General features: G+C 59.6%; 26 protein-coding genes and 1 other RNA gene. 21 read left to right on the forward strand and 6 right to left on the reverse strand.

Features of this window, described 5'->3' with window-relative positions:
* Positions 1-9: 9 nt before the first annotated feature.
* Positions 10-795, forward strand: coding sequence for a polyphosphate kinase 2 family protein (locus ACR3XE_RS06470; protein WP_473700346.1), 786 nt, complete (start codon positions 10-12; stop codon positions 793-795).
* Between the two features lie 55 nt (positions 796-850).
* Positions 851-1399 (forward strand): J domain-containing protein, encoded by a 549-nt coding sequence (locus ACR3XE_RS06475; protein WP_473698437.1) that lies wholly within the window; start codon positions 851-853, stop codon positions 1397-1399.
* A 3-nt stretch (positions 1400-1402) separates the two neighbouring features.
* On the opposite strand, the gene mtgA is transcribed toward ACR3XE_RS06475, so the two are convergent.
* The 4 genes from mtgA to ACR3XE_RS06495 form a co-directional block, all read right to left on the reverse strand.
* Complete coding sequence (gene mtgA, locus ACR3XE_RS06480) at positions 1403-2143, reverse strand: monofunctional biosynthetic peptidoglycan transglycosylase (protein WP_473698436.1); 741 nt, start codon at positions 2141-2143, stop codon at positions 1403-1405.
* A 64-nt stretch (positions 2144-2207) separates the two neighbouring features.
* Entirely contained in the window at positions 2208-2594 is a 387-nt protein-coding gene (locus ACR3XE_RS06485; protein WP_473700345.1) for a cupredoxin domain-containing protein, read from the reverse strand.
* 55 nt (positions 2595-2649) lie between these two features.
* Positions 2650-3552 (reverse strand): RNA polymerase sigma factor RpoH, encoded by a 903-nt coding sequence (gene rpoH / locus ACR3XE_RS06490; RefSeq protein ID WP_473698435.1) that lies wholly within the window; start codon positions 3550-3552, stop codon positions 2650-2652.
* An 80-nt stretch (positions 3553-3632) separates the two neighbouring features.
* Positions 3633-4589, reverse strand: a complete 957-nt coding sequence (locus ACR3XE_RS06495; protein WP_473698434.1) for an RluA family pseudouridine synthase — start codon at positions 4587-4589, stop codon at positions 3633-3635.
* 140 nt (positions 4590-4729) lie between these two features.
* On the opposite strand from ACR3XE_RS06495, the gene ACR3XE_RS06500 reads away from it, so the two are divergent.
* The 9 genes from ACR3XE_RS06500 to ACR3XE_RS06540 all read left to right on the forward strand — a co-directional run bounded on the left by ACR3XE_RS06500 (position 4730) and on the right by ACR3XE_RS06540 (position 12250).
* Positions 4730-5368 (forward strand): histidine phosphotransferase family protein, encoded by a 639-nt coding sequence (locus tag ACR3XE_RS06500; protein ID WP_473698433.1) that lies wholly within the window; start codon positions 4730-4732, stop codon positions 5366-5368.
* An 89-nt stretch (positions 5369-5457) separates the two neighbouring features.
* Positions 5458-7854 (forward strand): chemotaxis protein CheA, encoded by a 2397-nt coding sequence (locus tag ACR3XE_RS06505; protein ID WP_473698432.1) that lies wholly within the window; start codon positions 5458-5460, stop codon positions 7852-7854.
* A complete protein-coding gene (locus tag ACR3XE_RS06510; protein WP_473698431.1) occupies positions 7851-8288 on the forward strand; it encodes a chemotaxis protein CheW in 438 nt (145 codons plus the stop codon). Before ACR3XE_RS06505 ends, ACR3XE_RS06510 begins: the two co-directional genes overlap by 4 nt.
* A gap of 78 nt (positions 8289-8366) precedes the next feature.
* Positions 8367-8741 (forward strand): response regulator, encoded by a 375-nt coding sequence (locus ACR3XE_RS06515; RefSeq protein ID WP_486185993.1) that lies wholly within the window; start codon positions 8367-8369, stop codon positions 8739-8741.
* Between the two features lie 8 nt (positions 8742-8749).
* On the forward strand, positions 8750-9871 hold the full coding sequence (cheB, locus tag ACR3XE_RS06520) for a chemotaxis-specific protein-glutamate methyltransferase CheB (protein ID WP_486185994.1): 1122 nt from the start codon (positions 8750-8752) through the stop codon (positions 9869-9871).
* Positions 9868-10731: a CheR family methyltransferase gene (locus tag ACR3XE_RS06525; protein WP_473698429.1), complete on the forward strand. Its 864-nt coding sequence runs from the start codon at positions 9868-9870 to the stop codon at positions 10729-10731. The genes cheB and ACR3XE_RS06525 overlap by 4 nt, the downstream gene beginning before the upstream one ends.
* Before the next feature lie 91 nt (positions 10732-10822).
* Positions 10823-11518, forward strand: a complete 696-nt coding sequence (locus ACR3XE_RS06530) for an N-acetylmuramoyl-L-alanine amidase (protein ID WP_473698428.1) — start codon at positions 10823-10825, stop codon at positions 11516-11518.
* 77 nt (positions 11519-11595) lie between these two features.
* An RNA gene (gene rnpB / locus ACR3XE_RS06535) (RNase P RNA component class A) lies at positions 11596-11980 on the forward strand.
* Positions 11981-12097: 117 nt separating this feature from the next.
* Entirely contained in the window at positions 12098-12250 is a 153-nt protein-coding gene (locus ACR3XE_RS06540) for a hypothetical protein (protein WP_473698427.1), read from the forward strand.
* Positions 12251-12320: 70 nt separating this feature from the next.
* On the opposite strand, the gene greB is transcribed toward ACR3XE_RS06540, so the two are convergent.
* Together greB and ACR3XE_RS06550 are read right to left on the reverse strand one after the other, a co-directional pair.
* Complete coding sequence (gene greB / locus ACR3XE_RS06545) at positions 12321-12818, reverse strand: transcription elongation factor GreB (protein ID WP_473698426.1); 498 nt, start codon at positions 12816-12818, stop codon at positions 12321-12323.
* Positions 12819-12823: 5 nt separating this feature from the next.
* Positions 12824-14845, reverse strand: coding sequence for a lytic transglycosylase domain-containing protein (locus tag ACR3XE_RS06550; protein WP_473698425.1), 2022 nt, complete (start codon positions 14843-14845; stop codon positions 12824-12826).
* Positions 14846-14954: 109 nt separating this feature from the next.
* On the opposite strand from ACR3XE_RS06550, the gene dapA reads away from it, so the two are divergent.
* The 10 genes from dapA to ACR3XE_RS06600 all read left to right on the forward strand — a co-directional run bounded on the left by dapA (position 14955) and on the right by ACR3XE_RS06600 (position 25412).
* Positions 14955-15830, forward strand: coding sequence for a 4-hydroxy-tetrahydrodipicolinate synthase (gene dapA, locus ACR3XE_RS06555; RefSeq protein WP_473698424.1), 876 nt, complete (start codon positions 14955-14957; stop codon positions 15828-15830).
* Between the two features lie 8 nt (positions 15831-15838).
* The gene (gene smpB / locus ACR3XE_RS06560) at positions 15839-16324 is read left to right on the forward strand and encodes an SsrA-binding protein SmpB (RefSeq protein ID WP_473698423.1); all 486 of its coding nucleotides are present in this window, start codon (positions 15839-15841) and stop codon (positions 16322-16324) included.
* Positions 16321-16941, forward strand: a complete 621-nt coding sequence (locus ACR3XE_RS06565; protein WP_473698422.1) for a DUF2062 domain-containing protein — start codon at positions 16321-16323, stop codon at positions 16939-16941. Before smpB ends, ACR3XE_RS06565 begins: the two co-directional genes overlap by 4 nt.
* A gap of 90 nt (positions 16942-17031) precedes the next feature.
* Positions 17032-19110 (forward strand): M13 family metallopeptidase, encoded by a 2079-nt coding sequence (locus ACR3XE_RS06570; protein WP_486185995.1) that lies wholly within the window; start codon positions 17032-17034, stop codon positions 19108-19110.
* 66 nt (positions 19111-19176) lie between these two features.
* On the forward strand, positions 19177-21582 hold the full coding sequence (locus ACR3XE_RS06575; RefSeq protein ID WP_473700344.1) for a hybrid sensor histidine kinase/response regulator: 2406 nt from the start codon (positions 19177-19179) through the stop codon (positions 21580-21582).
* Entirely contained in the window at positions 21575-21934 is a 360-nt protein-coding gene (locus ACR3XE_RS06580; RefSeq protein ID WP_473698421.1) for a response regulator, read from the forward strand. The genes ACR3XE_RS06575 and ACR3XE_RS06580 overlap by 8 nt, the downstream gene beginning before the upstream one ends.
* Positions 21935-22065: 131 nt before the next feature.
* Positions 22066-23151, forward strand: coding sequence for a recombinase RecA (gene recA, locus ACR3XE_RS06585; protein WP_473698420.1), 1086 nt, complete (start codon positions 22066-22068; stop codon positions 23149-23151).
* 218 nt (positions 23152-23369) lie between these two features.
* Complete coding sequence (gene speB / locus ACR3XE_RS06590; protein ID WP_473698419.1) at positions 23370-24179, forward strand: agmatinase; 810 nt, start codon at positions 23370-23372, stop codon at positions 24177-24179.
* 17 nt (positions 24180-24196) lie between these two features.
* Entirely contained in the window at positions 24197-24823 is a 627-nt protein-coding gene (locus ACR3XE_RS06595; protein WP_473698418.1) for a glutathione S-transferase family protein, read from the forward strand.
* Positions 24813-25412: a hypothetical protein gene (locus tag ACR3XE_RS06600; protein WP_473698417.1), complete on the forward strand. Its 600-nt coding sequence runs from the start codon at positions 24813-24815 to the stop codon at positions 25410-25412. The genes ACR3XE_RS06595 and ACR3XE_RS06600 overlap by 11 nt, the downstream gene beginning before the upstream one ends.
* Positions 25413-25439 lie beyond the last annotated feature (27 nt).

The following is a 25439-nucleotide window of genomic DNA, read 5'->3' on the forward strand; positions in this document are numbered from 1 at the left end:
GGTGCTATGATGGCGATTGAGCTTTCCGACTTTGAATCGGGTGACAAATATGACGGCCATTATGCCGACGATCTGGTCGCGTTGCAAAAACGGCTGGAGCGTATTCAGGCCGCGCATATCACTCACGGTCAGCGCAGCGTCATCATGTTCGAAGGTTGGGATGCAGGCGGCAAGGGCGGCACCATCAAGCGACTGACCGCGCGGCTCGACCCGCGCTATTTCGAGGTTTGGCCGATTGGCGCACCGACCGACGAGGCGAAAGCGCGGCATTTCCTGTGGCGTTTCTGGACGCGGCTTCCCGGCAAGCGCGAGATCGCGGTCTTTGACCGCAGCTGGTACGGGCGGGTGCTGGTCGAACGGGTCGAGGGTTTCGCGACCGAAACCGAATGGCGCAAAGGCTATGACGAGATCAACGAGTTCGAGGCGCAGCTGACCGGCAGCAATACCAATTTGGTCAAAATCTTTCTGCACATCACGCAGGAAGAACAGGACAAGCGCTTTGCCGATCGCCTCAATAGCCCTTGGAAGCGGTGGAAAACCGGCACAGAAGATTATCGCAATCGGGCAAAACGAGCCGACTATCTGACCGCCATGACCGAGATGTTCGAGCATACCGACACGCGCTGGGCGCCGTGGAAGGTCATCGACGGCAACAACAAAAAAGCGGCACGGATCGCCGCGCTAACTCATATTGCCGACACGTTGGAGGCCGCGGTATCGATGATTCCGCCCGAACTTGATCCGGCAGTGGCAAAACTCGCGACCAAGGCTTTTGGATATAGGTCGAAAGATTAGCTCTGGCCCGGTGTGCGGCTGGTAATCAGCGGCTCGCGTCGCTACATGCACCGGGATGAAACGTGCCAAAAGATCCGATGACTGGGGATTTCCCCGCTGGCGCAGCTATGAATCGAGCCGCGAAGCCCAAACGGTCAAGCTGTGTGATCGCCATGGCTGCACCAATCCGGGGCGCTGCCCCGCGCCCAAATCGCCCAACAGCCCAGACCGCTGGCTCTTTTGTGAAACCCATGCCGCCGAATATAATCGCGGCTGGGACTATTTCGAAGGCTTGAGCGCCGAAGAAGCCGCCGCCCGCGCCGCCGAGGAAACGCGCGGTGCGCGGAGCTATGCCAAGGCACAGCATTATGAATGGAGCGGTCCCGGTGACGGGACGCGGAGCGGTGACGAGATGCGCGCGCTCGACATCCTCGATTGTGAAGTCGATGCTGATTTTGAGACGATTAAAAAGGCGTGGCGCGCGCTTGCCAAAGAAACGCATCCCGACGTGAAGCCAGGCGATGCCGAAGCCGCCAAACGCTTTCAGGCGGGGCAGGCGGCGTTTGACGTGCTCAAACAAGCCGAAGATTTGCGCAACTGGGTTCCCAAAAACGCCCGAACATAGCGGTCAGTTATAGATGCAGGCGTCCAGCCCATCGCGCCGCACCGCGCCGATGCGGGCGCGGATGGTGTTGCCGTAACGGCGGGTGAAGCCGCTGGGGCTGATGGCGGCGCGCTTTTTGGGGAGCGGCAGGATCGCGGCGAGTTTTGCCGCCTCGGTCGGCGACAATTTCGCTGCACCATGTTTGAAATAGCGCCGCGCCCCCTCTTCGACGCCATAGGTGCCAATGCCGGTTTCGGCGACGTTGAGGTACATTTCCATAATCCGCCGCTTGCCCCAGATTTTTTCGATCAGGAAGGTGAACCACACCTCTGGCACTTTGCGGACATAGCGCGTCCAGCCGCTGCCCTGCCACAGAAAGACGTTTTTGGCGGTTTGTTGACTGATCGTCGATCCGCCGCGCAATTTTTTGCCTTTGGCATTGCGCGCGATCGCTTTTTCAATCGCCTCACGGTCAAAGCCGTCATGGCTGCAAAATTTGCCATCCTCGGCGGCGATCACAGCGCGCACCATATTGCGGTCGATAGAGGATAGCCGCGTCCAGTCCTTTGTGATGCCGTTGCTGTCGGCCAGCATGGTGAAGGTGACGGGCGGCGGAATCACGGCATAGATCAGCACCCAAGCCGCAGAAATCGCCATGAACCACAACAGCCATTTGAACGGCCGCAGATACCAGGGCAATTTGCGGCGCGTTGATCGCCGACGGGAAAATGACCGCTTTTTGCGGCGACTATCTGCATGAGTCATGATGCGTGATTAGCGGGACGTTCCGTCTCTGTCACGACATGGCGTTGGGTGACCGGTGTCGTGTTCAATCGACGGTGATGGTTCCGGTCATGCCAAAGCTGCTGTGCAGGAAGTGCGAGCAATGCACGTCATATTTTCCGGCGGCGGGGGTCAGCACAATGTCGACGCTTCCGTCGCGTTCCAGCGAAACACGCCCTTTCTTTCCGACCATTTTACGGGTCGCGGCGTCCATATTGGCCTGCGCAAAAAATTCCGGGGCCGTAAAATCATGCCCGCCCGAGCCTTCATTCGTAAAATGAATCGTCACTTTCTGGCCGGCGTGGAGGTGCAAATTTTCGGGGGTAAAGCTGAAATTGGAGAGGACGACCGTTGCGTGCCCCTGCGGATCGGCAGCGTGAACCGGCTGCATAGCCATGGTCAGGGTCGCTGCACCAAGCAAAAACATACGCATCACGATCGTTCTCCTCTCGTTCGAACGGGCGCAGGCGGGCGCTGTTGCGCGCGGTTTACGTCGCTAGCAGTTGCCGGTCACCCGCAAGGTTGAGCATCGCCTTTTGCAGCTTTTCAAAGGCGCGCACTTCGATCTGGCGAACCCGTTCGCGGCTGACATTATAGACTTGGCTCAAGTCCTCGAGCGTCTTGGGGTCGTCGGTCAGGCGTCGTTCGGTCAGGATATGGCGTTCGCGCTCGTTGAGCGTTTCCAGCGCTTCACCGAGCAGCGCATGGCGTGTGTCACGCTCTTCGGCTTCGGCAACACGTTCGTCCTGCAACGGGCCTTCATCGCCGAGCAGATCCTGCCACTGGCTGTCGCCATCTTCGCCCATCGGGACGTTCAGCGAGGTGTCGCCGCCCATCGCCATACGGCGGTTCATGCTGACCACTTCGGCCTCTGTGACGCCTAAATCTGTCGCGATTTTTTTGACGTTTTCGGGTGATAGATCGCCATCCTCGAAAGCTTCGAGGTTGTTCTTCATCCGGCGGAGGTTGAAGAACAGCTTTTTCTGCGCGGCGGTGGTGCCCATTTTGACAAGGCTCCACGAACGCAGGATGAATTCCTGAATCGAGGCGCGGATCCACCACATCGCATAGGTGGCGAGGCGGAAACCGCGCTCGGGGTCGAATTTCTTTACGCCCTGCATCAGCCCGATATTGCCTTCGCTGATCAGTTCGCTGACCGGCAGGCCATAGCCGCGATAGCCCATAGCGATTTTGGCCACGAGCCGCAGGTGAGACGTCACCAGCTGCGCCGCGGCTTCGCTGTCGCCATGTTCCTGAAAACGCTTGGCGAGCATATATTCCTGCTCGGGCTTCAGAAGCGGAAATTTGCGAATTTCCGACAAATAGCGGTTCAAGCTGGCTTCGCTACCCAGCGCAGGCACCACGGCCGGAACATTGCTTTTATTTGCCATTGGAAGAGTGTCTTTCCTAAATTCTGTAGTGATTATGCCGCCGTATTGTCCCGCGGTCGAGATAGATTTTCATTCGCAACTTAAACGCGTAATTTGTCCAAAAGTTCCCGCATGTCTGTGGGGAGTTCGCTGTCGAGCGCGATCTTGTTACCGGACACAGGATGAATAAAACCCAAATGGGCGGCGTGCAAGGCTTGGCGGACGAATTCCCGCGCTTTTAGCACGTCTGACAGAGGTTTTCGCGCCCGACTATACACCGGATCACCGACGAGCGGGTGACCGATATGCGCCATATGGACGCGGACCTGATGCGTGCGACCCGTTTCGAGTCGACATTCGATCAGGCTGGCGTGCTGCAAAGGCTCAATGGTCCGGTAGTGGGTCACAGCGCGTTTTCCGCGTCCTTCGGTGACAACCGCCATTTTTTTGCGGTTGGTGTTCGACCGGCCGAGCGGCGCATCAATGGTGCCGCTCACCGGCATCGGCCGGCCGGTGGCGAGCGCCAGATAGCGGCGGTCGATGCTGTGTGCGGCAAATTGCTTGGCCAGCCCTTCGTGGGCACGATCATGCTTGGCGGCGATAATCAGCCCGCTGGTATCCTTGTCGATGCGATGAACAATGCCCGGGCGTGCCACACCGCCGATGCCCGAAAGCTGGCCTTTGCAATGGTGGAGCAGCGCGTTGACCAGCGTCCCGTCGGCGTTGCCCGCAGCGGGATGGACGACCATTCCGGCGGGCTTGTCGATGACGATAACATCGGCGTCTTCATAGGCGATGACGAGCGCCAGATCCTGGGCGACCGCTTCGGACGGAGCGGCTTCGGGGACGTTGATGGCCAGTGTTTCGGCGATGGCGACCTTGGCAGACGCGTCGCGGAACAGCGCGCCGCTGGCCGAGGCGACATGGCCGCCCTTGATCAGCGCCTTCACCCTCTCCCGCGAAAATTGGGGGAGGGCGTCGGTCAGCGCCCGGTCAAGCCGCGCGCCGACAGCCGTTGCCGGCAGTTCAATTTTCAAATGATCGTCCCCCAACACCATGACTGGAAATGTGGTCCGGCGCGGGCAAAGTTCAAGGGGGTGATCCGCTGTATCGGCTGCCCCCTTGCCCTACCGGCACGCCGTGGCCTAGGTACAGCGCCAATTCGAAACCGCTGAACCCTTGGGGAGCACCACCATCCATGACCGCTGACCGCGTCGATTTCGCCAGCCTGATTGCCTCGCGCCTGTGCCATGACTTGCTGAGTCCGGTTGGTGCCTTTGCCAACGGGCTGGAGTTGCTGAGTGACGAACAAGACCCCGCGATGCGCGACCGCTGCTTTGAATTGCTCGAACAAAGCGCGCGAGCATCGGCGGCCAAGCTGAAATTCTTTCGCCTCGCCTTTGGGTCGGCGGGCGGATTTGGCGAGATGGTGCCGCCCGATGAGGCCAAGTCGGCGATTCAGGGCCTGATGACAGACCGGCCCATCGAATTGAACTGGATGATCAGCGACGATCCGATGCCCAAACCGGCGGTCAAGATCATCCTCAACCTGTCGCTTATACTGATTGATGCGCTGGTGCGTGGCGGGCGGCTGGATATTGGTTGTGAAAAGCAGGGCGACAATATCGAAATCGCCCTTCATGCCGAGGCCGAACGTATTTTGGTCGACAAGGATGTCGAACGTATCCTTGCCGAGGGCGAGAGTGCGACCGAGATGACGTCGCGCACGGCCCCGGCGGTGCTGGTACAGGCCGTGGCGGCACAGAATGACGGAACGGTCATGCTGGCGCGTGAGACTCCGACGTCCTTGCTCGTCGGTGCTGTTCTGCGCGGTTGATTATTCAGCCCGTTGGCCCGGGGTAAACGCGGCCTTAACCATTGTGCGCCATGGATGCGGCTTGACTGCAAGCCAACCGGAATGGTGCAATGGACGAACTGCTAACTGACTTTCTGGCCGAAACGGCGGAAATTCTGGCCGAGGCCGGCAGTGTCATCGTTGCCTGGGAAGCCGCCCCCGCCGACCGCGAGCGGCTCGATACGATTTTCCGCCTTGTCCACACGATCAAGGGCAGCTCTGGCTTTCTGGATTTACCGCGCGTCACGGCGCTGGCCCATGCGGCCGAGGACGCACTTGATCAGGTGCGGCGCGGCAACCGCATACCCGACGCGGCTTTGATTACTGCGGTGCTTGCGATTGTTGATCGCCTGTCCAAATTATGCGCCAACCTCGGCAGCAGCGGCGTCGAACCAGAGGGCGATGATCAGGATGTCATCGGAGCCCTTTATGCAGGAGAGGGTGAAGAAACAGCCCCTGTCGCCACGGGCATTGCCTTGGCCGACGATATGGATTCGGGGACTGACAACCAGAGCTGGCACTCGATCCGCGTGCCGCTCCCGCTGCTCGACAGCGTGATGACCGGCGTCACCGATATTGTGCTCGCGCGCAACGAATTCGCGCAGCAACTGCGCGAATCGGGCTGTAGCCCCGCGGTCATCGCCTCTTTTGACCGTCTTTCTGATTCCATCGCCGGAATGCGTCATTCGGTCAGCCAGATGCGGATGCAGCGGATCGACAAATTATTTGCACCCCTGCCGCGCATTGTCCGCGATCTGGCGCAGGGGTTAGGCAAAAAGGTCAAATTCATCACGCATGGCGGCGAGGTGGAGCTGGACCGCGAGATGATGGAAAATATTCGCGATCCCCTGATCCACATCATTCGCAACGCCATCGACCATGGAATTGAAACGCTCGAAGATCGGGTTGCAGAGGGCAAGGATATCACCGCCAGCCTGTCGGTGTCGGCTCGCCAATCGGGCAACCAGATCGAGATAGAGATTAGCGACGACGGTCAGGGTCTGTCGCCCGACGCGCTGGTCGCCAAAGCGCTGGCGGCGAAAATCATCAAAAGCAAAGACGTCAGCGCCATGTCTCCGAAAGAGAAGCTTGATCTTGTCTTTGCCGCCGGTTTGTCGACGGCGGCCAAAATCACGTCCATTTCGGGGCGCGGTGTCGGCATGGATATCGTCAAATCCAATCTTGGCAAAATCGGCGGGGTCGTCGAGCTCAAAAATGAGGAAGGGCGCGGGCTGACTGTCATTTTGCGCGTGCCCATGACGTTGACGATTATCTCGGGCCTCCTTGTCTCCGCAGCCGGTCAATTCTTCGCCGTCCCGCGCGGCGCCGTGCGGGAAATTTTGCTCGAGACCAACGACATGGTGCGCATTGAAAAGCTGGGCGGGGGCGAAGTGGCGACGGTTCGCGGTGAGCGGCTGGCGCTTGTGCGTCTGGAAACGATACTCGGCGGCGTGCCGCAGCCCGATGACGATCCCGAAGATCGCGCCTTGATGATTATCCAACCCGGACAGGGCCAAGCCTATGCGCTGAGCGTAGCAGCCATTCACGATCATGAAGAGTTGGTGATCAAACCGGCGGCACCCATGATCATGGCGACCAATCTTTATGCGGGCACGACCCTCACCGACAACGGCAAGCCCGTTTTGTTGCTCGACGTCAAAGGGCTGGTGGACGTTGCCGCCATCGACATCGGTGTAACGGGGAACGACCGCGAAACAGAAGAACGCCGCGAGGCCGTCAACGACCGTGATGCGACGCAGATTCTGCTCTTTCGTGACTGCGATGCGCGCGTGCGCGCGGTGCGCCTGTCGGTGGTGGAACGCGTCGAAGACGTGCCGGCAACGCTATTGTTTGAAAGTGCTGGCGCGGTCCATGTCACAATCGGTGACGATATTTTCCCAGTCCATATGAACGGATTGCCGGACAGAGCTGCCCGAACGGTGAAGCTGATCCGGATGAATGACGGCGCGACCATGCTATGTTATCCGATCGAAGCGGTCATCGACATTGTCCGTATGCCGGACACGTTACAGCACAGCAATGTGCCGGGGTTGGTTGCCGGAGTGATGCTGGTCGGCGGCGAGCCGGTCGACCTGCTTGATCCTTTTTGGCTGATGCAGGACTATGCCAGCAGAGATGGCAAGGGTGCCACAGAGCGCCAGCCGCTTTGCCGCCTTGCGGCGGATCGGGACGGTTGGGCGGCAAACTTCCTCGCGCCCATATTGCGCGCCTCTGGCTATCGCGTGATCACCGACTCGAAGGCAACCGCCACAACGACCGAGGTCGCGGATGTTTTCCTGTGCATGGACGACAGCGCAGAGGAAGCTTTGACCGTATCCGACATGCCCGTCGTGCGTTTACGCATGTCGCCGACTTCGACCGGGCCAGATGATGACAGCATTTATCGCTATGACAGGGATGCCGTGCTGAACGCGCTCTGTCGTCATACGGCAGGAGCCAAGAAATGATGGAAAAACTCTATCTCGTTGCGCGCATCGCCGACACCCGTGTTGCGCTACGCTCGCGGGCAATCAATTCGGTGGTGACTCTGGCTGACCCCGAATCCGTGCCAGGCGCACCGCCGCATGTCGCCGGTCTGTTCGCCTTGCGAAGCCGTGTTTTTACACTGATCGATCCGCATGTCGTCGTCGGGCTGCCTGCGATTGAAGTGTCTGCTGGCCAGCGCGTGATCGTCGTCGATGTCGCCGACCATGGTTATGCCTTGCTTGCCGACGAGATAGAGGATGTTTGCTTTATCGAGGCCGCCGAAAGCCCGATCAAGGCGCGGCTTTCGCTCGGCTGGGCGCGGGTTGCCGATGCCGTAATCGAACATGATGGGGCGTCATTGCTGGTGGTCGATCCATCGCATTTCATCACCATGCCGATCGCAAAAGCAGCGTAAAGCCAAGCGCAGGGCATTAACGCGGTGAATACGGTTTGCGGTTTACAAGCGACGATGAGGGTCCCCGGGAGTTCTAGAATGACAAAATATTGCCTGGTCGTTGATGACAGCAAAGTGATTCGCAAGGTCGCGCGCCACATCTTGGAAGGGATGGCCTTTACGGTCGTCGAAGCCGCCGATGGGCAGGAAGCGCTGGCCTATTGCCGCAACAACCGTCCCGACGTGATCTTGCTCGACTGGAACATGCCGGTGATGAGCGGGATGGAGTTTCTGACCCTGTTCAATGATCTGGACTATGGCCATGAAGAACGGCCGCGCGTGGTTTTTTGCACCACCGAAAACAGCATCGATCATATCCGGGCGGCTATCGAGGCAGGGGCCGACGAATATGTCATGAAGCCCTTTGACCGCGAAACATTGGAAGGAAAGCTGCAACTGGTCGGCGTGGCCTGAGCGGCCCGATGAGCCGACACCAATCCATCAATCAATCGGCTGCCGGTCGGGAGATGACGCCCGATCTTCGCACGGTCAGGGTCATGCTTGTCGATGACAGCCTTGTCGTTCGCAGCATTCTTGAACGCATCATCGATTCGCGTGAGGGGCTGAAAGTTGTTGCCTCGGTTGCATCGGCGCAGGACGCGCTGACCTTTTTGTCATGCGAACCCGTGGATGTTGTCCTGCTCGATATCGAAATGCCGGGCATGAACGGGATCACTGCGCTGCCCCACATCCTCGAGCTTGCCGAAAATTCGCGCGTGCTGATATTGTCGTCCAATTGCGAGGAAGGCGGACCAGCGGCAATCGAGGCGCTGTCGCTTGGCGCCAGCGACACGCTGGCCAAACCGGGGCGCGGTAGTTTCTCGGGCGGCTTCGCTGAAAAACTGATCGAGCGGATTCTGGCATTGGGCCACCGGTCGCGTATGACGTCGGGGTCTTCCGCCGCTGTTCGTGCTCCTGCTGCGACGGCCGCACAACCGCCGTTCGACCTTGATGGGCCGCTGGAATGTATTGCAGTGGCGGCATCGACGGGCGGCATTCCTGCTTTCACCAGCTTTCTGACCCATCTGGATCCGCGCATAGGCGCTCCGATCCTACTAACCCAGCATTTGCCGGATGCTTTTATCGGTTATTATGCCCGCCAAATCGCCACGCTGACACAGCGTCATGTCAAGGTTGCCGAGGCTGGAATGCGGGTCGAGCCGCACCATATTTATCTGGCACCGGGCGGCAGTCATATGCGGACGGTTCGCAGCGGACGGCATGTGGAAATTGCACTAGACACGCAGCCGATGGCCAGCGGATGCTGCCCGTCGGCAGACCCGATGCTGGCTTCAATGGCCGACAGCTATGGCGCGCATAGTGTCGCCGTGATCCTGAGCGGGATGGGGCGCGACGGGGCCGATGGCGCGGCCCGGTTAAAGAGGGCTGGCGGTACGATTTTTGCGCAGGCGCCCGAAAGCTGCGTCGTCTGGGGTATGCCCGGTGCGGTCAGCAAGTCGGGTATTGCCGCCGCGACGCTTAACCCCGATGCTATCGCGGTGATGCTGGGCATTATCGCCAACAAAGCAGAGCGCAGATCATGAGCGGATCGAATGACTCGGCCTATCGTGTCCTGATGGGCGTGCTCGAATCACGCACCGGACAGACATTGTCGCCGAACCGTATCTGGCGCATCGAAATGTCGCTGAAACCGGTAATGACACGGCATGGCATTGCCGATCTTGACGCGCTGGTTGCGGCGCTTGTGACATCGACAAGCCGCCATTTGCTCGACGACACGGTCGATGCAATGCTCAACAATGAGACCTTTTTCTATCGCGAACACAGCCTGTTTGACGATACCGCGCAATCCGCGCTCGACCGGCTGCGCGTAATCAAGGCGCAGGAGCGCCGGATTACAATCTGGCATTGCGGGGTTTCTACTGGGCAGGAAGCCTATTCGCTGGCGATGGAATTTGCCGAACGGCCCGATAAATGGCGCGGCTGGACGATCGAAATTGTCGGCACCGATGTCAGCTATCATGCCATATCGCGCGCCCGCGTTGGCCTGTTCAGCCAGTTCGAGATTCAGCGCGGTCTGCCGGTCCACCGCATGGTGCGCTGGTTTGACCAGACCGACGCGGGCTGGCTGGCCAAAGCTGACTTGCGCCGTCGGGTCGAATTTTCGGTGCAGAATATGTTGACCGACCGGCCGCCGCTGTCTGATCCGGCTGATCTGATTTTTTGCCGCAATCTATTACTCTATTTCTCGCCTGACATGCGGCGAAAGGCCTTTGCGCGATTGCGCGCCGCTGGTGCCGCGCAGAGCTTTCTGGTTCTTGGTGCGGGTGAAACGGTTTTGGGTCAGACCGACCAATTTGTCGCGAGCCCCCGTTTGCGCGGACTTTATGAGCCTGCCAACCAGCAAATGCGGCGCGCCGCGTTCGACCGCAACGCGGCCTGAAGTCCCCGCTTGGCTTGCATTTCTGACGGCAGAGGCGCAGGGCAGATGCGGCGGTAGAGGCCGGATCGGGCGTTGATGGGCGAGTGAAAGCATGAGCGATTTTATTGAGCGTTGGTCGCCCAATTTCGACGAGCGCGCGTTGCCGATTTCCCTGATTGTGCTTCACTATACGGGAATGAAATCCGGTGCCGAAGCGATCGATCGCCTTGCTGATCCTGACGCCAAAGTATCGGCGCATTATGTCGTGAGCGAGGACGGCCAGATTACTGTCATGGTGCCCGAAGACAAACGTGCCTGGCACGCCGGAAAATCGCACTGGCGCGGACAAAGCGACATCAATTCGGCCAGCGTTGGCATTGAAATCGTCAATCCCGGGCATGAATGGGGCTATGTGCCCTTTCCTGACCCGCAAGTCGCATCGGTCGTCCGGCTCGTCCACCAGATCAAGGACCGGTACGAAATCACGCGCGGCAATGTCATCGGCCATTCGGACATCGCCCCGACGCGCAAACAGGACCCCGGCGAGCTTTTCCCGTGGGACGAACTGGCGCGCCGCCGCCTCGCGCTGCCGCGTCCGACCAAGAGGCTCACCGATCCTTTGTGGACCGATGCCGGTTTCCTGTTGGCGCTCGAGCGGTTCGGTTATGATGTGACCGATGGCTTTGCCGCTACCGTTGCCTTTCAAAGGCGCTTTCGCCCCGAACTGATCGACGGGACCATCGATGGCGAGAGCCGCGCAATATTGCTGGCGTTGTTGCTGCCACAGCCCGAAGGCGACGGGGCTTAGACAAGTCTTCGCTGGCCGCGAGAGACATGCGCGGAGCCACTCGCCAAACAGAAGAACTGCCGTTATAGCGCGCCTTGCCAGAGGGTCAGGCGATCGCCGCCGGTGGGGTATCCCGCCGGGGGAGGAAAGTCCGGGCTCCACGGAGACCACGGTGCCGGATAACGTCCGGCGAGGGTGACCTTAGGGAAAGTGCCACAGAGAGTAGATCGCCAAGGCTTTGGCCCGGCGAAAAGTGAAAGGGTGCGGTAAGAGCGCACCGCGCGGCTGGTAACAGGCGCGGCATGGTAAACCCCACCGGGAGCAAGGTCGAATAGGGATGACATGGGGGCAACCCCAAGGCTGGTTCCGGCCCGTCATCCGGGTTGACTGCTGGAGCCGTCGGGTAACCGCCGGCCTAGAGGAATGATCGCCCATTCCCCGCAAGGGGAGGGACAGAACCCGGCTTACCGACCCTCTGGCATCTTATACAAATATGAAGCGGTTGCCCCGGTCAGAAGGTTCTTTCCGGTTTTGCCGTGCGGAAAGACGCCGTGCATGATATGCAGGCACAGCAGGGGCGGCAAATTAGGGAGCATTTCCATGAAAATTGTCGACGACCATGTTGAGGTAGATACAGAGGAAGCCAGTGGCGGCGTGACCGGCCATAATGTGCGCTATGTGCTGGGCGGATCGCTGTTGTTTGCCATCATCATCTTGTCCGCTGTGTGGATTGTTCCGGTCTTGTTGAAATAAGCAACGGCGCAATCGCGGCGGCATTTATCGAGCTTTGACACCAAATACGGCCACCGGCCGTGACGGTCCGCTATTCCTTGACCTTTGCGGGATAGGTGATCGTAACGACCTCCCACTCCTTGGCTCCGGCTGGAAGTTGTACCGTTCGCAAATCACCCACAGCCGCGCCGCGTAGGGCGCGGGCGAGGGGGCTGTTCCAGCCGATATGGCCGGTGCCTGCGTCGGCCTCGTCATCGCCGACCAGACTGACAATGCGCCGCTCATCCTCTTCATCGGCGAGTTCGGCCGTTGCGCCGAACCAGATGCGACTCTTGTCGGGCTGTTCGGCCGGGTCGATGACGCGTGCCGCCTTCATCCGGCGGGAAAGGAAGGATAGGCGCCGGTCGATCTCGCGCAGCCGTTTGCGGCCATAGATATAGTCGCCATTTTCGCTGCGGTCGCCATTGCCCGCGGCCCAACTGATGACCTCGACCAGCTTGGGGCGTTCGTCGCCGAACAGCGCGTCATATTCGGCGCGCAGTGCGGCGAATCCTGTTGGGCTGATGATGTTGCTGCGTTCGCCCGCCACAAAGGTCAGCCGGGTGTGGTTTTGCCGAGATAAAAGCTGAGCGGATTGTTCGGCAATGGGTGGTCTTTCTCGCGCAACGTGTCGTAAACCACTGCATTTTCCAGCACCCGCTGAACATAGTTGCGTGTCTCGTAAATCGGGATAGCCTCTATCCAGTCGATTATATCGACGCCGCTGTTACGCGGATCGCCGTTGGCGCGCAGCCATTTGTTCACATTGCCCGGCCCCGCATTATAGGCGGCTACCGCCAGCGGATAGCTGCCATCAAAATAACGCAGCATCTGTTGGAAATAGGTCGAACCCAGCGTGATGTTGTAATTGGTGTCGGTGGTCAGAGCGCCGCCGTTGTATGAGAGGCCCAGCTTGCCAGCAACTTCGCGCGCCGTTCCGGGCATCAACTGCATCAATCCGCGCGCACCGGCGTGGCTGACAATCGCCTTGTCAAACTGGCTTTCCTGACGCGAAATGGCGTGGATGAAGGTCCAGTTACTCTCTTGCCCCGCCGGAATGCGGACGGTGGGAAAGCCCATCATCTCCACCGCATCCATGCTGTTGGCCTGCGCACTGCGGCCAATCATCACGCCAAGGTCAGGCCGCCCGATGGCGGCTGACAGCTGTCCCGCCAGCACATGCTCGGTCGGCGATGATGCGCGGTTGGCGAGCGCGCGCAGAAACAAGGATTGTTCACGCCATGCCCCAATTTCACCCAGCGCGCGCGTCGCCCGCACCAATCGGTCATCGTCAAAGGCCGTCTTGTCGGCGGCGCTAATCTGGGTCGATGGCTCGTTCACGGGACGCGGTTGAGGTTTGTTCAGTCGTTCGAGCGATAACTGGCCATAAAATTGATCATAATATTGGGCGGCATTGGAAAAATCGGCCTTGGCGGTGGCATTGTCGCCCGCCGCCAATGCGGCTCGACCGGCCCAATAATAGCCTTTGGTGCGCGTCTGCGCGGAACGGGCAGCGTCTCCATAGGCGCGGAACAAAGCAACGGCCTCCGCCGGACGGCGCAAGTCGTTGAGCGCCAACGTGCCGGCCAGCCAAGCCAGCGAGGTATAATCATCGCGCACACCTAGCGGCGTTTCACGCACTACGGTGCCAGCGGGCAGTGCGTCATCAAGCTGACGGGCGATATTATAGGCGGTGAATTTGTCGCCGCCGGAATCAGCCAGTCGCGCATTGGTCAGCAGGGTTTCGAGCCATTCCTCGGCATCGGTTGGCGCCGATTTGAGCGCGCGCGGGGCCGCCAGTAATGCTTGAGCATCGCGCGTGCGGCCCGCTTTGCGCAGCCATGTTGCCTTGGCGGTAATATAGCCGGGATCGGTGCGGGTCAGGCTGGGGTCTGCGCTTTCCACCGAGGCGGCTTGCAGGGCCGCGTCGACGGCGTTGGTCCGCATCGCCAGCCGTGCCGCGAAAACAGCGCGCTTCGACGCCGAGGTGAAGCCAAGCTGACGACCGGCGGCTGAGGTGGCGTTCAACCACAATAATTTGTCCATGCGCGCGTCATGGTCGGCGAGGCTGAGCGCGCCGGGGAAGAGCGACAAGACGCGGCTTTCTTCGGACTCGTCAAGCGTGCCGCTGGTCCACGCCTTGCGGACAGCGGCATTGGCTTCGTCGCGGCGACCGGTGGCATTGAGAGCCAGCGCAAGGCGGAGTTCGCCGCTGGCGGTGCGCGGCGGATAGCTATTGAAAAAGGCGAGTGTTCGCGCCGGGTCGAAGCTGTCGACAGCGATTGCCTTTTCAGCCCGCACGCGCATTTTGGCGGCGTCGGGCCAGTCGCGATTGGCAAGCAGGAAGCGCGACAATGTGTCGAATGATGCGCCGCTATCTTGTGTCAGGCGTCGCCATTCCATAACGGCATCGCCGACCGAGTTGGGCGAGCTCGGCGGAGCGGCTGTAGCAGCGAGCCCCATTTGGGCGCGGTACCAGGCCATTTGATCGGGTGTCAGCTCGCTCGCATGAGCAACAGCGGGCAACAACAACGCCGCAGCGAGGGCAAGGCGGGAAATATTGGGAAGAGATTTCATGTGAGCCATGCTAGTGGCAAACTCCTTGCGGGACGCTGAATAGGCGTCCATGGGCGTGCGCGATGGCCAATTCTATCGGCTAATTCGTGGAATTGTAAAGGAGTCTGGGATGTTTTCAGGGTCAATTCCGGCCTTGGTGACACCATTTCGCGATGGGGCGTTCGACGACGCCGCTTTTGCGCGGTTGGTTGATTGGCAGATTGCCGAGGGGACGAGCGCGCTTGTTCCGTGCGGTACGACGGGTGAGAGCCCGACCTTGAGCTTTGACGAGCATTATCAGGTGATTGACGCCTGTATTGCCGCGGCTGATGGTCGGGTACCGGTTATTGCAGGGTGCGGATCAAACGACACGGCCACGGCCATTCGCCACATGCGCCACGCCCAATCCTCCGGTGCCGCTGCGGCGCTGGTCGTTGCCCCTTATTATAATCGCCCGACTCAGGATGGCCTGATCGCCCATTATGCGGCGCTGGCTGCCGCCTGTGACATTCCGATTGTCGTTTACAATGTTCCCGGGCGTACCGTTACTGATATCCATGCCGATACGATGTGCAAACTGGCGGAGATCCCGTCGGTCGTCGCCATCAAAGATGCGAGCGGCGATTTGGCGCGCGTGTCGTTACAGCGGGCCGGTGCTGGTGCTGGTTTTTGCCAGTTGAGCGGCAATGATGATTTGTGGCTGGCTCATGCTGTGATGGGCGGCGCGGGCTGCATTTCGGTGACGGCCAATGTCGCGCCCGGCCTTTGCGCAAAATTTGCCTCCGCCTGCCAGACGGGTGACTGGGCCGCCGCGTTGCAATTGCACGACCGCTTGTTCCCGCTGCATCAAGCGATGTTCACCGATGCGTCGCCCGGTCCGGTGAAATATGCCTTGTCGCGGGTGCTGGATGGTTTCGACCCTGAAGTGCGTTTGCCGATTATGGCCGCTTCGCCGGCGTCGCGAGCGGCGGTTGATGCGGCGCTTATCCATGCAGGGCTGGTGTAGGACCGGTCATGGCACGCCCGCAGTCAGCCGCTGAATTCGACAAGAAAAAGGTCGTCGCCGAAAACCGGCGCGCGCGCTTTGATTTTGCCATCGATCAGGTGTTCGAGGCCGGAATCGCGCTGCACGGGACAGAGGTTAAATCGCTGCGCTTTGGCGAAGGGACAATTGCCGAAAGCTATGCCGAGGTGAAGGGTAATGAGGTCTGGCTGATCAACGCCAATATCCCCGAATTCAGCCATGGCAACCGGTTCAACCATGAACCGAAACGCCCGCGCAAGCTGTTGCTCAATGGGCGAGAGATTAACAAGATGCACGCCGCCGTGGCGCGGCAGGGCATGACACTGGTGCCGCTGTCGGTCTACTTCAACAGCCGTGGCCGGGCAAAGGTTGAACTGGCGATTGCCAAGGGCAAGAAGGCGCATGACAAGCGCGAATCGATCAAAGAGCGTGACTGGAAGCGCGACAAGCAACGCCTGATGAAAGAGCGCGGATGACCGAAACACCCGAAGCCCCCAAGAAGGCCGGATTCATGAACTGGGTCCGCCGCAACTCGCCGACGCGTGACGAGCTGCTCGCCAGCCGCTTTGTCCGGCCGTTCGCGCATCGTGTTGCGCATAGTCATTTGTGGCGGTTCACCCGCACGTCGGTGCCGCGCGGAGTCGCTTTGGGGCTGTTTATCGGCATCTTCTTTCTGATCCCGGGTGTTCAAATTCTTGGTGTGGCTTTGTTGGCGCTGCCGTTTCGCGCCAATATTCCGATCGGCGCGGCGATGACGTTCCTGTCGAACCCGGCGACCACGCCGTTCATTCTGGCCGGATCTGTCTGGCTGGGCAATCGCGCCACCGGTTTGCATGCCGATATTCAGACATTTACAGTGCTGGCCGACAATGGGGCAAGCATTGGGGAGTGGACGCGCTGGTTCGTATCAGACGCGGCACCGGCGATGGTGGCCGGATTGTTTATCATCTCGGTCATTGCGTCGATTGTTGGCTATATTCTTGCATCGGTGATCTGGGACAATTGGATTCGCCTGCGCTGGCGTCGCAAGATGGCACGGATGCGCGCCGACAAACGACTTGATTCATCGACGAGCGACCTGCCTCACGGTTGAACCGATTGGCGAGCAGACTATAGCAAGGCCATGTTCCGACGGTCTGACTTTGGCAGGCCGTGACGGATGAAGACTTATTGGGAGCAGTTCATGACAAAATTGGTAAAATCTTCGCGCCTGTTGGTGACGAGCGCACTGGCGCTTGCGCTGACCGCCCTTCCGAGTGCTGGCAGCATAGCAGCGGACACAGGCGACAGCGCCGCCTCCACTGACGCGGCCGCATCGCAAAAGGGCAAGCCGGAGTTTGGTGACTATGGTTTCGACACCGCCGGGATGGATACCAGTGTGACACCAGGCAATGATTTTTATGCCTATGCCAATGGCACCTGGGCCAAGAATACTGCGATTCCATCCGACAAGTCGAACTATGGCTCTTTCAGTGTCCTCGCCGACCTTTCCGAATCGCGGACCAAGGACATTTTGGAAGCGGCGGCCAAGGACCCCAACTCGAATATCGGTCGTGCCTATGCGACCTATCTTGATCGTGACGCGATCGACGCCAAGGGCCTGACCCCGATCGCAGGCTGGCTGACCAAGGTGAAAGGCATCACCCGCGATACTTATGCAGCGGTGGTTGGCGAAGGCAGCCGTGCCGGGATCAAGGCTCCGTTTGGCGGCTATGTCGGACAGGATGACAAGCATCCCCAAATCTATGCGGTCACCATGTTCCAGTCGGGCCTTGGGATGCCCGACCGCGACTATTATCTCAGCGACGATGCAAAACTCGTCAAAACCAGAGCGGCCTATCTGGCGCATCTGACCAGAGTGATGACATTGGCGGGCGAACCCAATGCGGCAGCGCGCGCCAAGGCGGTGCTCGATTTCGAAACCGGGGTCGCCAATGCCAGCTGGACACGTACCGAAAGCCGCGACGCGACCAAAACCTATAACAAGATGACGCTGGCCGAATTGGCGCAAATGGCCCCCGGATTCGACTTCGCGACTTGGCTCAAGGGCCAAGGGATGGACGTCGACAGTCTGATCGTTGCCCAGCCATCAGCCGTGAAAGGCATCGCGGCGCTGGTCGGCAAGACGCCGGTCGCTGTGCTGCGCGACCAGCTGATGATCCGCAGTCTCGACAATTTCTCCGATGTGCTGCCCAAGGCCTTCGATGATGAGCATTTTGCGTTTTACGGCACTACTTTATCTGGCACGCCCGAACAGGAGGCACGCTGGAAGCGCGCGGTGCAGTTTACCTCGGCGGCGCTCGACGACGAAGTGAGCAAAATCTATGTGTCCAAATATTTCCCGCCCGCGACCAAGGCGGCGGCGGACACTTTGGTCAAAAATATCATCGCGGCGATGGATGCGCGGCTCGACAAGCTGGACTGGATGACCCCCGAAACCAAGGTGCGGGCGCACGCCAAGCTGGCGGCCTTTAAACCGAAGATCGGTTATCCCGATCAGTGGAAGGATTATTCGGGGCTAGAGATCGATCAGGGCGACGCCTTTGGCAATAATTGGCGTGCCAATATCTGGGCCAATGACTATAATGTCGGCCATCTTGGCAAGCCGCTCCAGCGCTGGGAGTGGGGCATGACGCCGATGACAGTGAACGCCTATGCCAATCCCCCGATGGTAGAGATCGTCTTCCCCGCCGCGATCCTGCAGCCGCCCTTCTTTGATCCCAATGCCGACGATGCGGTCAATTATGGTGGCATCGGCGCTGTGATTGGACATGAATTGTCGCATCACTTCGACGATCAAGGCGCCAAATATAATGAAAAGGGCGAGCTCAGCGATTGGTGGACCCCCGCCGACGTCACTGCGTTCAACGCCCGGACTGAGGCGTTGGCAAAGGAATATGACGCCTATGAGCCGCTGCCCGGCAAGCACGTCAACGGCCATTTGACACTGGGTGAGAATACCGCCGACCTTGCCGGTCTGACGGTCGCGCACGATGCCTATATCCGCAGCCTCGACGGCAAGACCCCCCCGGTGGTCGACGGGATGACTGCCGATCAGCGATTCTATCTTGGCTGGGCTCAGATATGGCGGCGTAATTATCGCGAGGCCAATCTGATGCAGCGCCTTCTGACCGACCCGCACAGCCCGTCGATCCAGCGCGCTTGGGTCGTTCGCAATCTTGACCCGTGGTATGAAGCGTTCCAAGTGTCAGCAGACCAGAAACTCTATCTGGCACCGACGGATCGCGTCCGCATCTGGTAGCGCCAAACATATAAGGGAATTTCGTTGACCGCGGACAGTCTGTCATCCTCTTCTGCTAACCGAAGAATGGCGACTGGCCCGGTCGGCGACCTGCTTGCTGTGCCTGCCTTGTCGCGGCTTGATGTGGCGATGATCGGCGTCCTGATATTGACGTCGGTCGGTTTGCTGTTCTGGGCAACGCGCGATTGGGTGATCGCTGCCGGATTTACGGCTGGCGTCGCTGTTGCAGCGGCGGGATTGATCCTGTTTCGTCGATTTTTTCCGGTGGAAGCCGGAGTCGAGGCAAATGTTCCCGACTGGACCATGTTGCGTCAGGCGCTGGACCATGACGACATTGCAATTGCCGTCACCGACCGGGCCGGACGGTTGGTGTGTGCGAATGATCTGTTTGCAAGCTGGTTCAACGGTTTTGCAACACCACCCGGATTGCCATTGCAGGGACGCGGGGCCGAGCTTTTGAAAAATGCCGGTCGTGCGGCTTGGCGTGACGGCGAAGGTAGCGTCGACGATCTGGTGATGGGAACATTGCGTTTGCGGGCACAGGTCGTCCGCGCGGGGCAGGCCGAAGATTATCTGGTGTGGCGCTTTGCCTCTGAGGAACGGTTGGACCTTGCCACGGAGATTATCCGCCATCTGGACGGGCCGGCCGGGCTGACGCTGGGGCAAGCGGGGATTATGGCCGCATTGGTCAATACCGAAGGGCGGTTGCGGGTTGCCAACAGCGCCTTTCTGCTGCGTGCTTTGGGGGATGCTGCCGGTCCCTATGCCGGACGTGACATTGGCGCCATGCTGCGCCTTGACGACAATGGGGCCTTGTTTTTTGATCGCGAGGGCGAGAAAGCTCCGCCTGTCCGCTTGCTCCAGATCCCATTGGCCCCCGCCGATGCCAATGCGCCGGTGCTGATTGTCCTGATCGATGAAGCGACCGGCGCCGTGGAACGCGGAGCGGCCCAAAACTACGTCGAGACACTGGTGTCCATGCTGCCCTTTGGGCTGGCGATGGTCGATCGTGATGGTCGGTTCATTTATATGAACAAGGCGTTCGCGCGCGCCGCCGGCCAGTCCGATGACAAGCGTCCCCGCTATCCCGGCGACCTTGTCGTCGCTGAGGACAAGGGGCCGCTCTCTGACATGATTCGCCGCCACAGCGGGGGGCAGCAAGCGGGCGGCGACCTATCGATCCGGCTGACCGTTCAGCCCGATGATCCGGTGCCGATGCGGATCGTTGGTGTGCGCGGGCTGGGCGAAGCGACGGTGTTGCTGAGTTTGAAGGACAGCAGCGAGGAATCGCGGTTGAAGCGACAAGTGGCGCAAGCGTCAAAAATGCAGGCGGTGGGTCAGCTCGCGGGCGGCGTGGCGCACGACTTCAACAATATTTTGACGGCCGTTCTGGGCAGTTGCGACCTGATGCTGATGCGTCATACGCCGGGCGATGGCGATTATGACGATATTCAGCAAATTCGCAGTAACGCCAATCGTGCTGCCAGCCTGACCCGGCAGTTGCTGGCCTTTTCGCGTCAACAGACGTTGCGACCGCAAATCCTGCAATTGCCCGATGTGGTTTCAGAGGTCTCACATTTGCTCAAGCGGTTGCTCGGTGAACGGATCGAATTGTCGGTGCGGCACGGGCGTGACCTGGGCGCGGTGCGCGCCGATCCGGGGCAACTGGAGCAGGTGATTGTCAATCTGGCCGTAAACGCGCGCGATGCGATGCCGGGCGGTGGCACGCTGACCATCGAAACCTATATGGTGTCGGCTGCCGAAGTTCGCCGTATGAGCAATGAAATCATGCCGCCCGCCGATTATTGCGCGCTCAAGATCAGCGACACGGGGACGGGCATTCCTGCCGATGTGCTGCCCAAGGTGTTTGAACCCTTTTTTACCACCAAGGATGTGGGCAAGGGCACGGGCCTTGGCCTGTCCACAGTCTATGGAATCATCAAACAATCAGCGGGTTATATTTTCGCCGATACCAAGCCGGGGGAGGGGTCGTTTTTCACTATCTATCTGCCCGTCCATCGCTCCGAAACGGCCCCCGCCAAGCCGACGACCCTGCCGCCGCCCGAAAAGCGCAAGGAATGGGGCAGCGGGACGATCTTGCTGGTTGAGGATGAAGATATTGTCCGTGCCGTGGCCGAGCGCGCCCTCGTTCGCGCGGGCTATACTGTCATCACGGCCTCTCAAGGCGAAGAGGGGCTTGAGCGCTTTGCCGACAATGACAAGATTGACCTGATTATCAGCGACGTCGTGATGCCAACGATGGATGGTCCGGCGATGGTGCGGAAAATTCGCAGCGAGCGGCCCGACCTGCCGGTATTGTTTATGTCGGGCTATGCCGAGGAACAGTTACGCCAATCGATCAACATTGACGATGTGGCCTTTTTGCCCAAACCTTTCTCTGTGGTGCAATTGACCGAGGCGACGCTCGACACTCTAAATCGTGTGGCGCGTCGGATCGGTGATAATGGCTGAGGTCGGGAAAATTCTGATCGTCGAGGATGATGTGCTTATTGGCATGATGCTGGCCGATATGCTCGAGGCGTTGGGGTTTCCAGAGTCGGTGCAGGCGACGACGGTCGAAGATGCCGAGGTCGCGATTGCCCTCGGCCATATTTCGGCGGCGCTGATCGACATCAATCTGGGCGAACAAAAGGTCTGGCCGCTCGCCGATGTCTTGGCCGAAAGGCATATTCCCTTTGCGTTCACGACCGGTGGCGGCGATGTTATTCCGGCGGCGCATCAACAGCGGGGGCTGGTGTCCAAGCCGTTCCGGCTGGTCGAGATCGATTCGGTGCTGAAGGATCTGCTGGCCCGGACCGAATAAAACCAAGGGCGCGAATGATTAATGGCGTAAATCCAATAATGTTCCCCTCTTGTTCGCAGAGAACAAATGCTGTACACCGGTCTGGCGTTGCGATGCTTCGGGCTTCGCTTTAGAGCAGGAGGGGTACGGTTATGGCCGGTCAATTGTCACTCGTCGAAACGGGGAAATCAGTGAATAGCATGGACAGACAAAAGGCGCTCGACGCCGCGCTCGCGCAGATAGATCGCGCCTTTGGTAAAGGCTCGGTGATGAAATTGGGGTCGAAGGAAGCGATGCAGGTCGAATCGATTTCGACCGGATCGCTGGGGCTCGATATTGCGCTGGGCGTTGGCGGATTACCGCGTGGCCGCGTGATCGAAATTTACGGGCCTGAAAGCTCGGGTAAAACGACGCTGGCCTTGCACGCCATTGCCGAAGCGCAAAAAACCGGCGGAACCGCGGCCTTTGTCGATGCCGAACATGCACTCGACCCGGTCTATGCCCGCAAGCTCGGAGTCAATATTGACGAGCTTATCGTGTCACAGCCCGATACTGGCGAACAGGCGCTGGAGATTGTCGATACGCTGGTGCGATCAAACGCGATTGACATATTGGTGATCGATTCGGTCGCCGCGCTGGTGCCGCGCGCCGAAATCGAAGGCGAAATGGGCGACAGCCATGTCGGCCTGCAGGCGCGGTTGATGTCGCAATCGCTGCGCAAGCTGACCGGTTCGATAAGCCGTTCGCGCTGCATGGTCATTTTCATCAACCAGCTGCGGATGAAAATTGGCGTGATGTACGGCAACCCCGAAACCACGACCGGGGGCAACGCACTGAAATTCTATGCCAGCGTCCGGCTCGATATTCGTCGTACCGGCCAGATCAAGAATGGCGATGATATTGTCGGCAACTCGACGCGTGTCAAAGTGGTCAAGAATAAGGTCGCGCCACCGTTCAAGCAGGTCGAATTCGACATCATGTACGGGCAGGGTATCTCGAAAATTGGCGAGATTTTGGACCTTGGTGTCAAGGCGGGGCTTGTCGAGAAATCGGGTGCCTGGTTCAGCTATGACTCGATCCGCATCGGTCAGGGCCGCGAAAATTCCAAGAATTTCCTCAAGGAAAATCCCGAACTGATGGAGCGGCTGGAACAGGCGATCCGCGGCCGTACCGATGAAGTGGCCGAGGAGATGATGACCGGGCCGGACGATAGCAGCGATAACGACGACGATAAATAATTGCCTCGACGCGTCCTCCTTGTTGGTGGCGCGGAACGATATCGGGACACCTTGCGTCCTGAACGATGGCTGGCATCTGCCCCTCTCACCATGGCCTCTGGCTATGGTCCCGGTGTCAGCCATCGCCTAGTCGGTATAGTAGATAGGCGTTTTTACGAGGGATTGGCTTAGATGCTGGTGCCCCTTGTTGCGCGTAACCAGGCCGCATACAACGCCCTATGTCTTCGATCCGCCTGTTTGGCTTACCCACCGATGTGAATAGCTCTTTTGAACGCGGCGCTGCGGGTGGCCCCGCCGCCATTCGCGCCGCGCTGTGGAGTGATCGCGGTAATTTGGCGAGCGAAAGCGGGCTCGAAATCGGACGCGACATTGCCTTTGTCGATGATGGCGATCTGCCACTCACCGAAGATGTGGCGTCGGACGACGCCGCAATTGGCCGCCATGTCGCTATGCTGCTTGAAAGCGGCGAAGTGCCGCTTGCGCTGGGCGGCGACCATGCCGTGAGCCTCCCGCTTGTCGAGGCCGTCGCGAACCGTTTCGGCGCGCTTAACATCCTACATTTCGATGCACACCCCGATCTCTATGATGATTTTGAAGGCAATCCGCGCAGCCATGCTTCGCCCTTTGCCCGCATTTGTGAGCGCGGGTTCGCCTCGCGTCTGGTTCAGGTCGGCATCCGCACGATGAATCGCCATTGTGACGAACAGGCGAAGCGCTTTGGAGTCGAAGTCATTCCTATGACCTCATTTGCCGCGACATTGGTACCAGTGCTCGATGGTCCGCTTTATATATCGATCGATCTTGATGGTCTCGATCCGGCAGCGGCGCCGGGTGTCGCCCATCCCGAACCCGGCGGTTTGACTGTGCGCGAATTGCTGGCCGTGCTCGACCGGCAGCGAGCCCCCATAGTTGGCGCGGACATTGTCGAACATCATCCGGGCCGCGACATCGGCGGTGTCACCGCGATTGTTGGCGCCAAATTGGTCCGCGAGCTTGCCGCGCTCATTCATCGCAACGCAATCCGCTAAACCCCAAGGAGAAAATCATGTCCCTCATCGTCCACCATCTGAACAACAGCCGTTCGCAGCGTATCCTCTGGCTGCTGGAGGAAATTGGCGCGTCTTATGAGATTAAATATTATCAGCGTGATGCGGAGACCAACCTCGCTCCGCCCGAACTGATCGCGGTGCATCCGCTCGGCAAGTCGCCGATGCTGGAGCATGATGGGCGCGTGATTATCGAATCGGGCGCGATCACCGAATATGTGTGCGAGCAACTGGGCGGCTCTGATCTGGTTCCGGCGCGCGGGACGGACGATCATATCAGCCACCTCGAATGGCTGCACTTTGCCGAAGGGTCGGCGATGACGCCGGTTCTGTTGCGGCTTTATACCAGTCGTCTGGGCGATGCCGCCGCGCCCTTGAATCCGCGTATTGATGAGCAGTTGAATTCTCATTTTTCCTATATGGAGCAGCGGATTGGCGACAATGGCTGCTTTATTGGCGATCATCTTTCCGCCGCCGACATCATGCTAAGCTTTCCCGCCGAGATTGCAGTGATGCAGGGCATGGGCGATCGCTATCCCAAACTCGCTGCTTTTGTCGCCGCAGCCCACGCGCGCCCGGCGTGGAAGCGCGCGCGTGAAAAGGGCGGCGCCTATTATGCCTATTGAGTGGCAGCGGCTGACGATTTTGGTGGGTGCGGTCATCCTCTCGATGACCGGCGCCTCGCCTGCGATGGCTCAAGGGCATCCGGCACTTGGGCCAGAGGTTGAGCGGCATGTCTCGCCTGACACCAGCGATTTTCACGCCAGTGAGTCCGATGAAGCGCAAGCGATGGCGCGCATCGTCGATTTTACCAAAGCCTTGGCTCGCCGTGACTATGCGGCGGCCTATGCGATGCTGCGACTGTCGATGCAGGCCAATACGCCGCGGCTCGAATGGGAAATGAACCTGCGCAAACGCGACGGCCTGTGGGCCGACGGGACGATCCGCATCCTGCGCCTGACCTGGTACCCCAACCCGGCAGGTCAGCCCCCCGGACTGTATGCCGCCTTTGATTTTCGCGGCGACCGGCCCGATGGCGCGATGGATTGTGGCTATCTGGTGGTGCATCGCGCGACACCGGGATCGGCGTTCAGCATCGTCCGCACCGACACGTCCGAAGTGCCCGCGTCGATGATGGAAGAGGGGGTGCCCAAGGCCGATGTGTTGCACAAATTGCCCTGTTATCTGGGCAAAGGCATCGCCACTGACTTCTGAATTGGTCAGGCAATTGCGCGCAACGAC

Source organism: Sphingopyxis sp. 10G20-10 (assembly GCF_057365075.1).

What these genes read in the sequence shown, in the direction of transcription:
- cheB (WP_486185994.1), top strand. Translation starts at nt 8,750, where the DNA reads ATGAGCCGACACCAATCCATCAATCAATCGGCTGCCGGTCGGGAGATG.
- ACR3XE_RS06600 (WP_473698417.1), top strand. Translation starts at nt 24,813, where the DNA reads ATGCCTATTGAGTGGCAGCGGCTGACGATTTTGGTGGGTGCGGTCATC.
- rpoH (WP_473698435.1), bottom strand. Translation starts at nt 3,552, where the DNA reads ATGGCAAATAAAAGCAATGTTCCGGCCGTGGTGCCTGCGCTGGGTAGC.
- ACR3XE_RS06500 (WP_473698433.1), top strand. Translation starts at nt 4,730, where the DNA reads ATGACCGCTGACCGCGTCGATTTCGCCAGCCTGATTGCCTCGCGCCTG.
- ACR3XE_RS06565 (WP_473698422.1), top strand. Translation starts at nt 16,321, where the DNA reads ATGACCGAAACACCCGAAGCCCCCAAGAAGGCCGGATTCATGAACTGG.
- ACR3XE_RS06485 (WP_473700345.1), bottom strand. Translation starts at nt 2,594, where the DNA reads ATGCGTATGTTTTTGCTTGGTGCAGCGACCCTGACCATGGCTATGCAG.
- recA (WP_473698420.1), top strand. Translation starts at nt 22,066, where the DNA reads ATGGCCGGTCAATTGTCACTCGTCGAAACGGGGAAATCAGTGAATAGC.
- ACR3XE_RS06575 (WP_473700344.1), top strand. Translation starts at nt 19,177, where the DNA reads ATGGCGACTGGCCCGGTCGGCGACCTGCTTGCTGTGCCTGCCTTGTCG.
- ACR3XE_RS06510 (WP_473698431.1), top strand. Translation starts at nt 7,851, where the DNA reads ATGATGGAAAAACTCTATCTCGTTGCGCGCATCGCCGACACCCGTGTT.
- ACR3XE_RS06475 (WP_473698437.1), top strand. Translation starts at nt 851, where the DNA reads ATGAAACGTGCCAAAAGATCCGATGACTGGGGATTTCCCCGCTGGCGC.
- ACR3XE_RS06540 (WP_473698427.1), top strand. Translation starts at nt 12,098, where the DNA reads ATGAAAATTGTCGACGACCATGTTGAGGTAGATACAGAGGAAGCCAGT.
- dapA (WP_473698424.1), top strand. Translation starts at nt 14,955, where the DNA reads ATGTTTTCAGGGTCAATTCCGGCCTTGGTGACACCATTTCGCGATGGG.
- speB (WP_473698419.1), top strand. Translation starts at nt 23,370, where the DNA reads ATGTCTTCGATCCGCCTGTTTGGCTTACCCACCGATGTGAATAGCTCT.
- ACR3XE_RS06580 (WP_473698421.1), top strand. Translation starts at nt 21,575, where the DNA reads ATGGCTGAGGTCGGGAAAATTCTGATCGTCGAGGATGATGTGCTTATT.
- ACR3XE_RS06570 (WP_486185995.1), top strand. Translation starts at nt 17,032, where the DNA reads ATGACAAAATTGGTAAAATCTTCGCGCCTGTTGGTGACGAGCGCACTG.
- ACR3XE_RS06505 (WP_473698432.1), top strand. Translation starts at nt 5,458, where the DNA reads ATGGACGAACTGCTAACTGACTTTCTGGCCGAAACGGCGGAAATTCTG.
- ACR3XE_RS06525 (WP_473698429.1), top strand. Translation starts at nt 9,868, where the DNA reads ATGAGCGGATCGAATGACTCGGCCTATCGTGTCCTGATGGGCGTGCTC.
- ACR3XE_RS06470 (WP_473700346.1), top strand. Translation starts at nt 10, where the DNA reads ATGGCGATTGAGCTTTCCGACTTTGAATCGGGTGACAAATATGACGGC.
- ACR3XE_RS06595 (WP_473698418.1), top strand. Translation starts at nt 24,197, where the DNA reads ATGTCCCTCATCGTCCACCATCTGAACAACAGCCGTTCGCAGCGTATC.
- ACR3XE_RS06550 (WP_473698425.1), bottom strand. Translation starts at nt 14,845, where the DNA reads ATGAAATCTCTTCCCAATATTTCCCGCCTTGCCCTCGCTGCGGCGTTG.
- ACR3XE_RS06530 (WP_473698428.1), top strand. Translation starts at nt 10,823, where the DNA reads ATGAGCGATTTTATTGAGCGTTGGTCGCCCAATTTCGACGAGCGCGCG.
- ACR3XE_RS06495 (WP_473698434.1), bottom strand. Translation starts at nt 4,589, where the DNA reads ATGGTGTTGGGGGACGATCATTTGAAAATTGAACTGCCGGCAACGGCT.
- mtgA (WP_473698436.1), bottom strand. Translation starts at nt 2,143, where the DNA reads ATGACTCATGCAGATAGTCGCCGCAAAAAGCGGTCATTTTCCCGTCGG.
- ACR3XE_RS06515 (WP_486185993.1), top strand. Translation starts at nt 8,367, where the DNA reads ATGACAAAATATTGCCTGGTCGTTGATGACAGCAAAGTGATTCGCAAG.
- smpB (WP_473698423.1), top strand. Translation starts at nt 15,839, where the DNA reads ATGGCACGCCCGCAGTCAGCCGCTGAATTCGACAAGAAAAAGGTCGTC.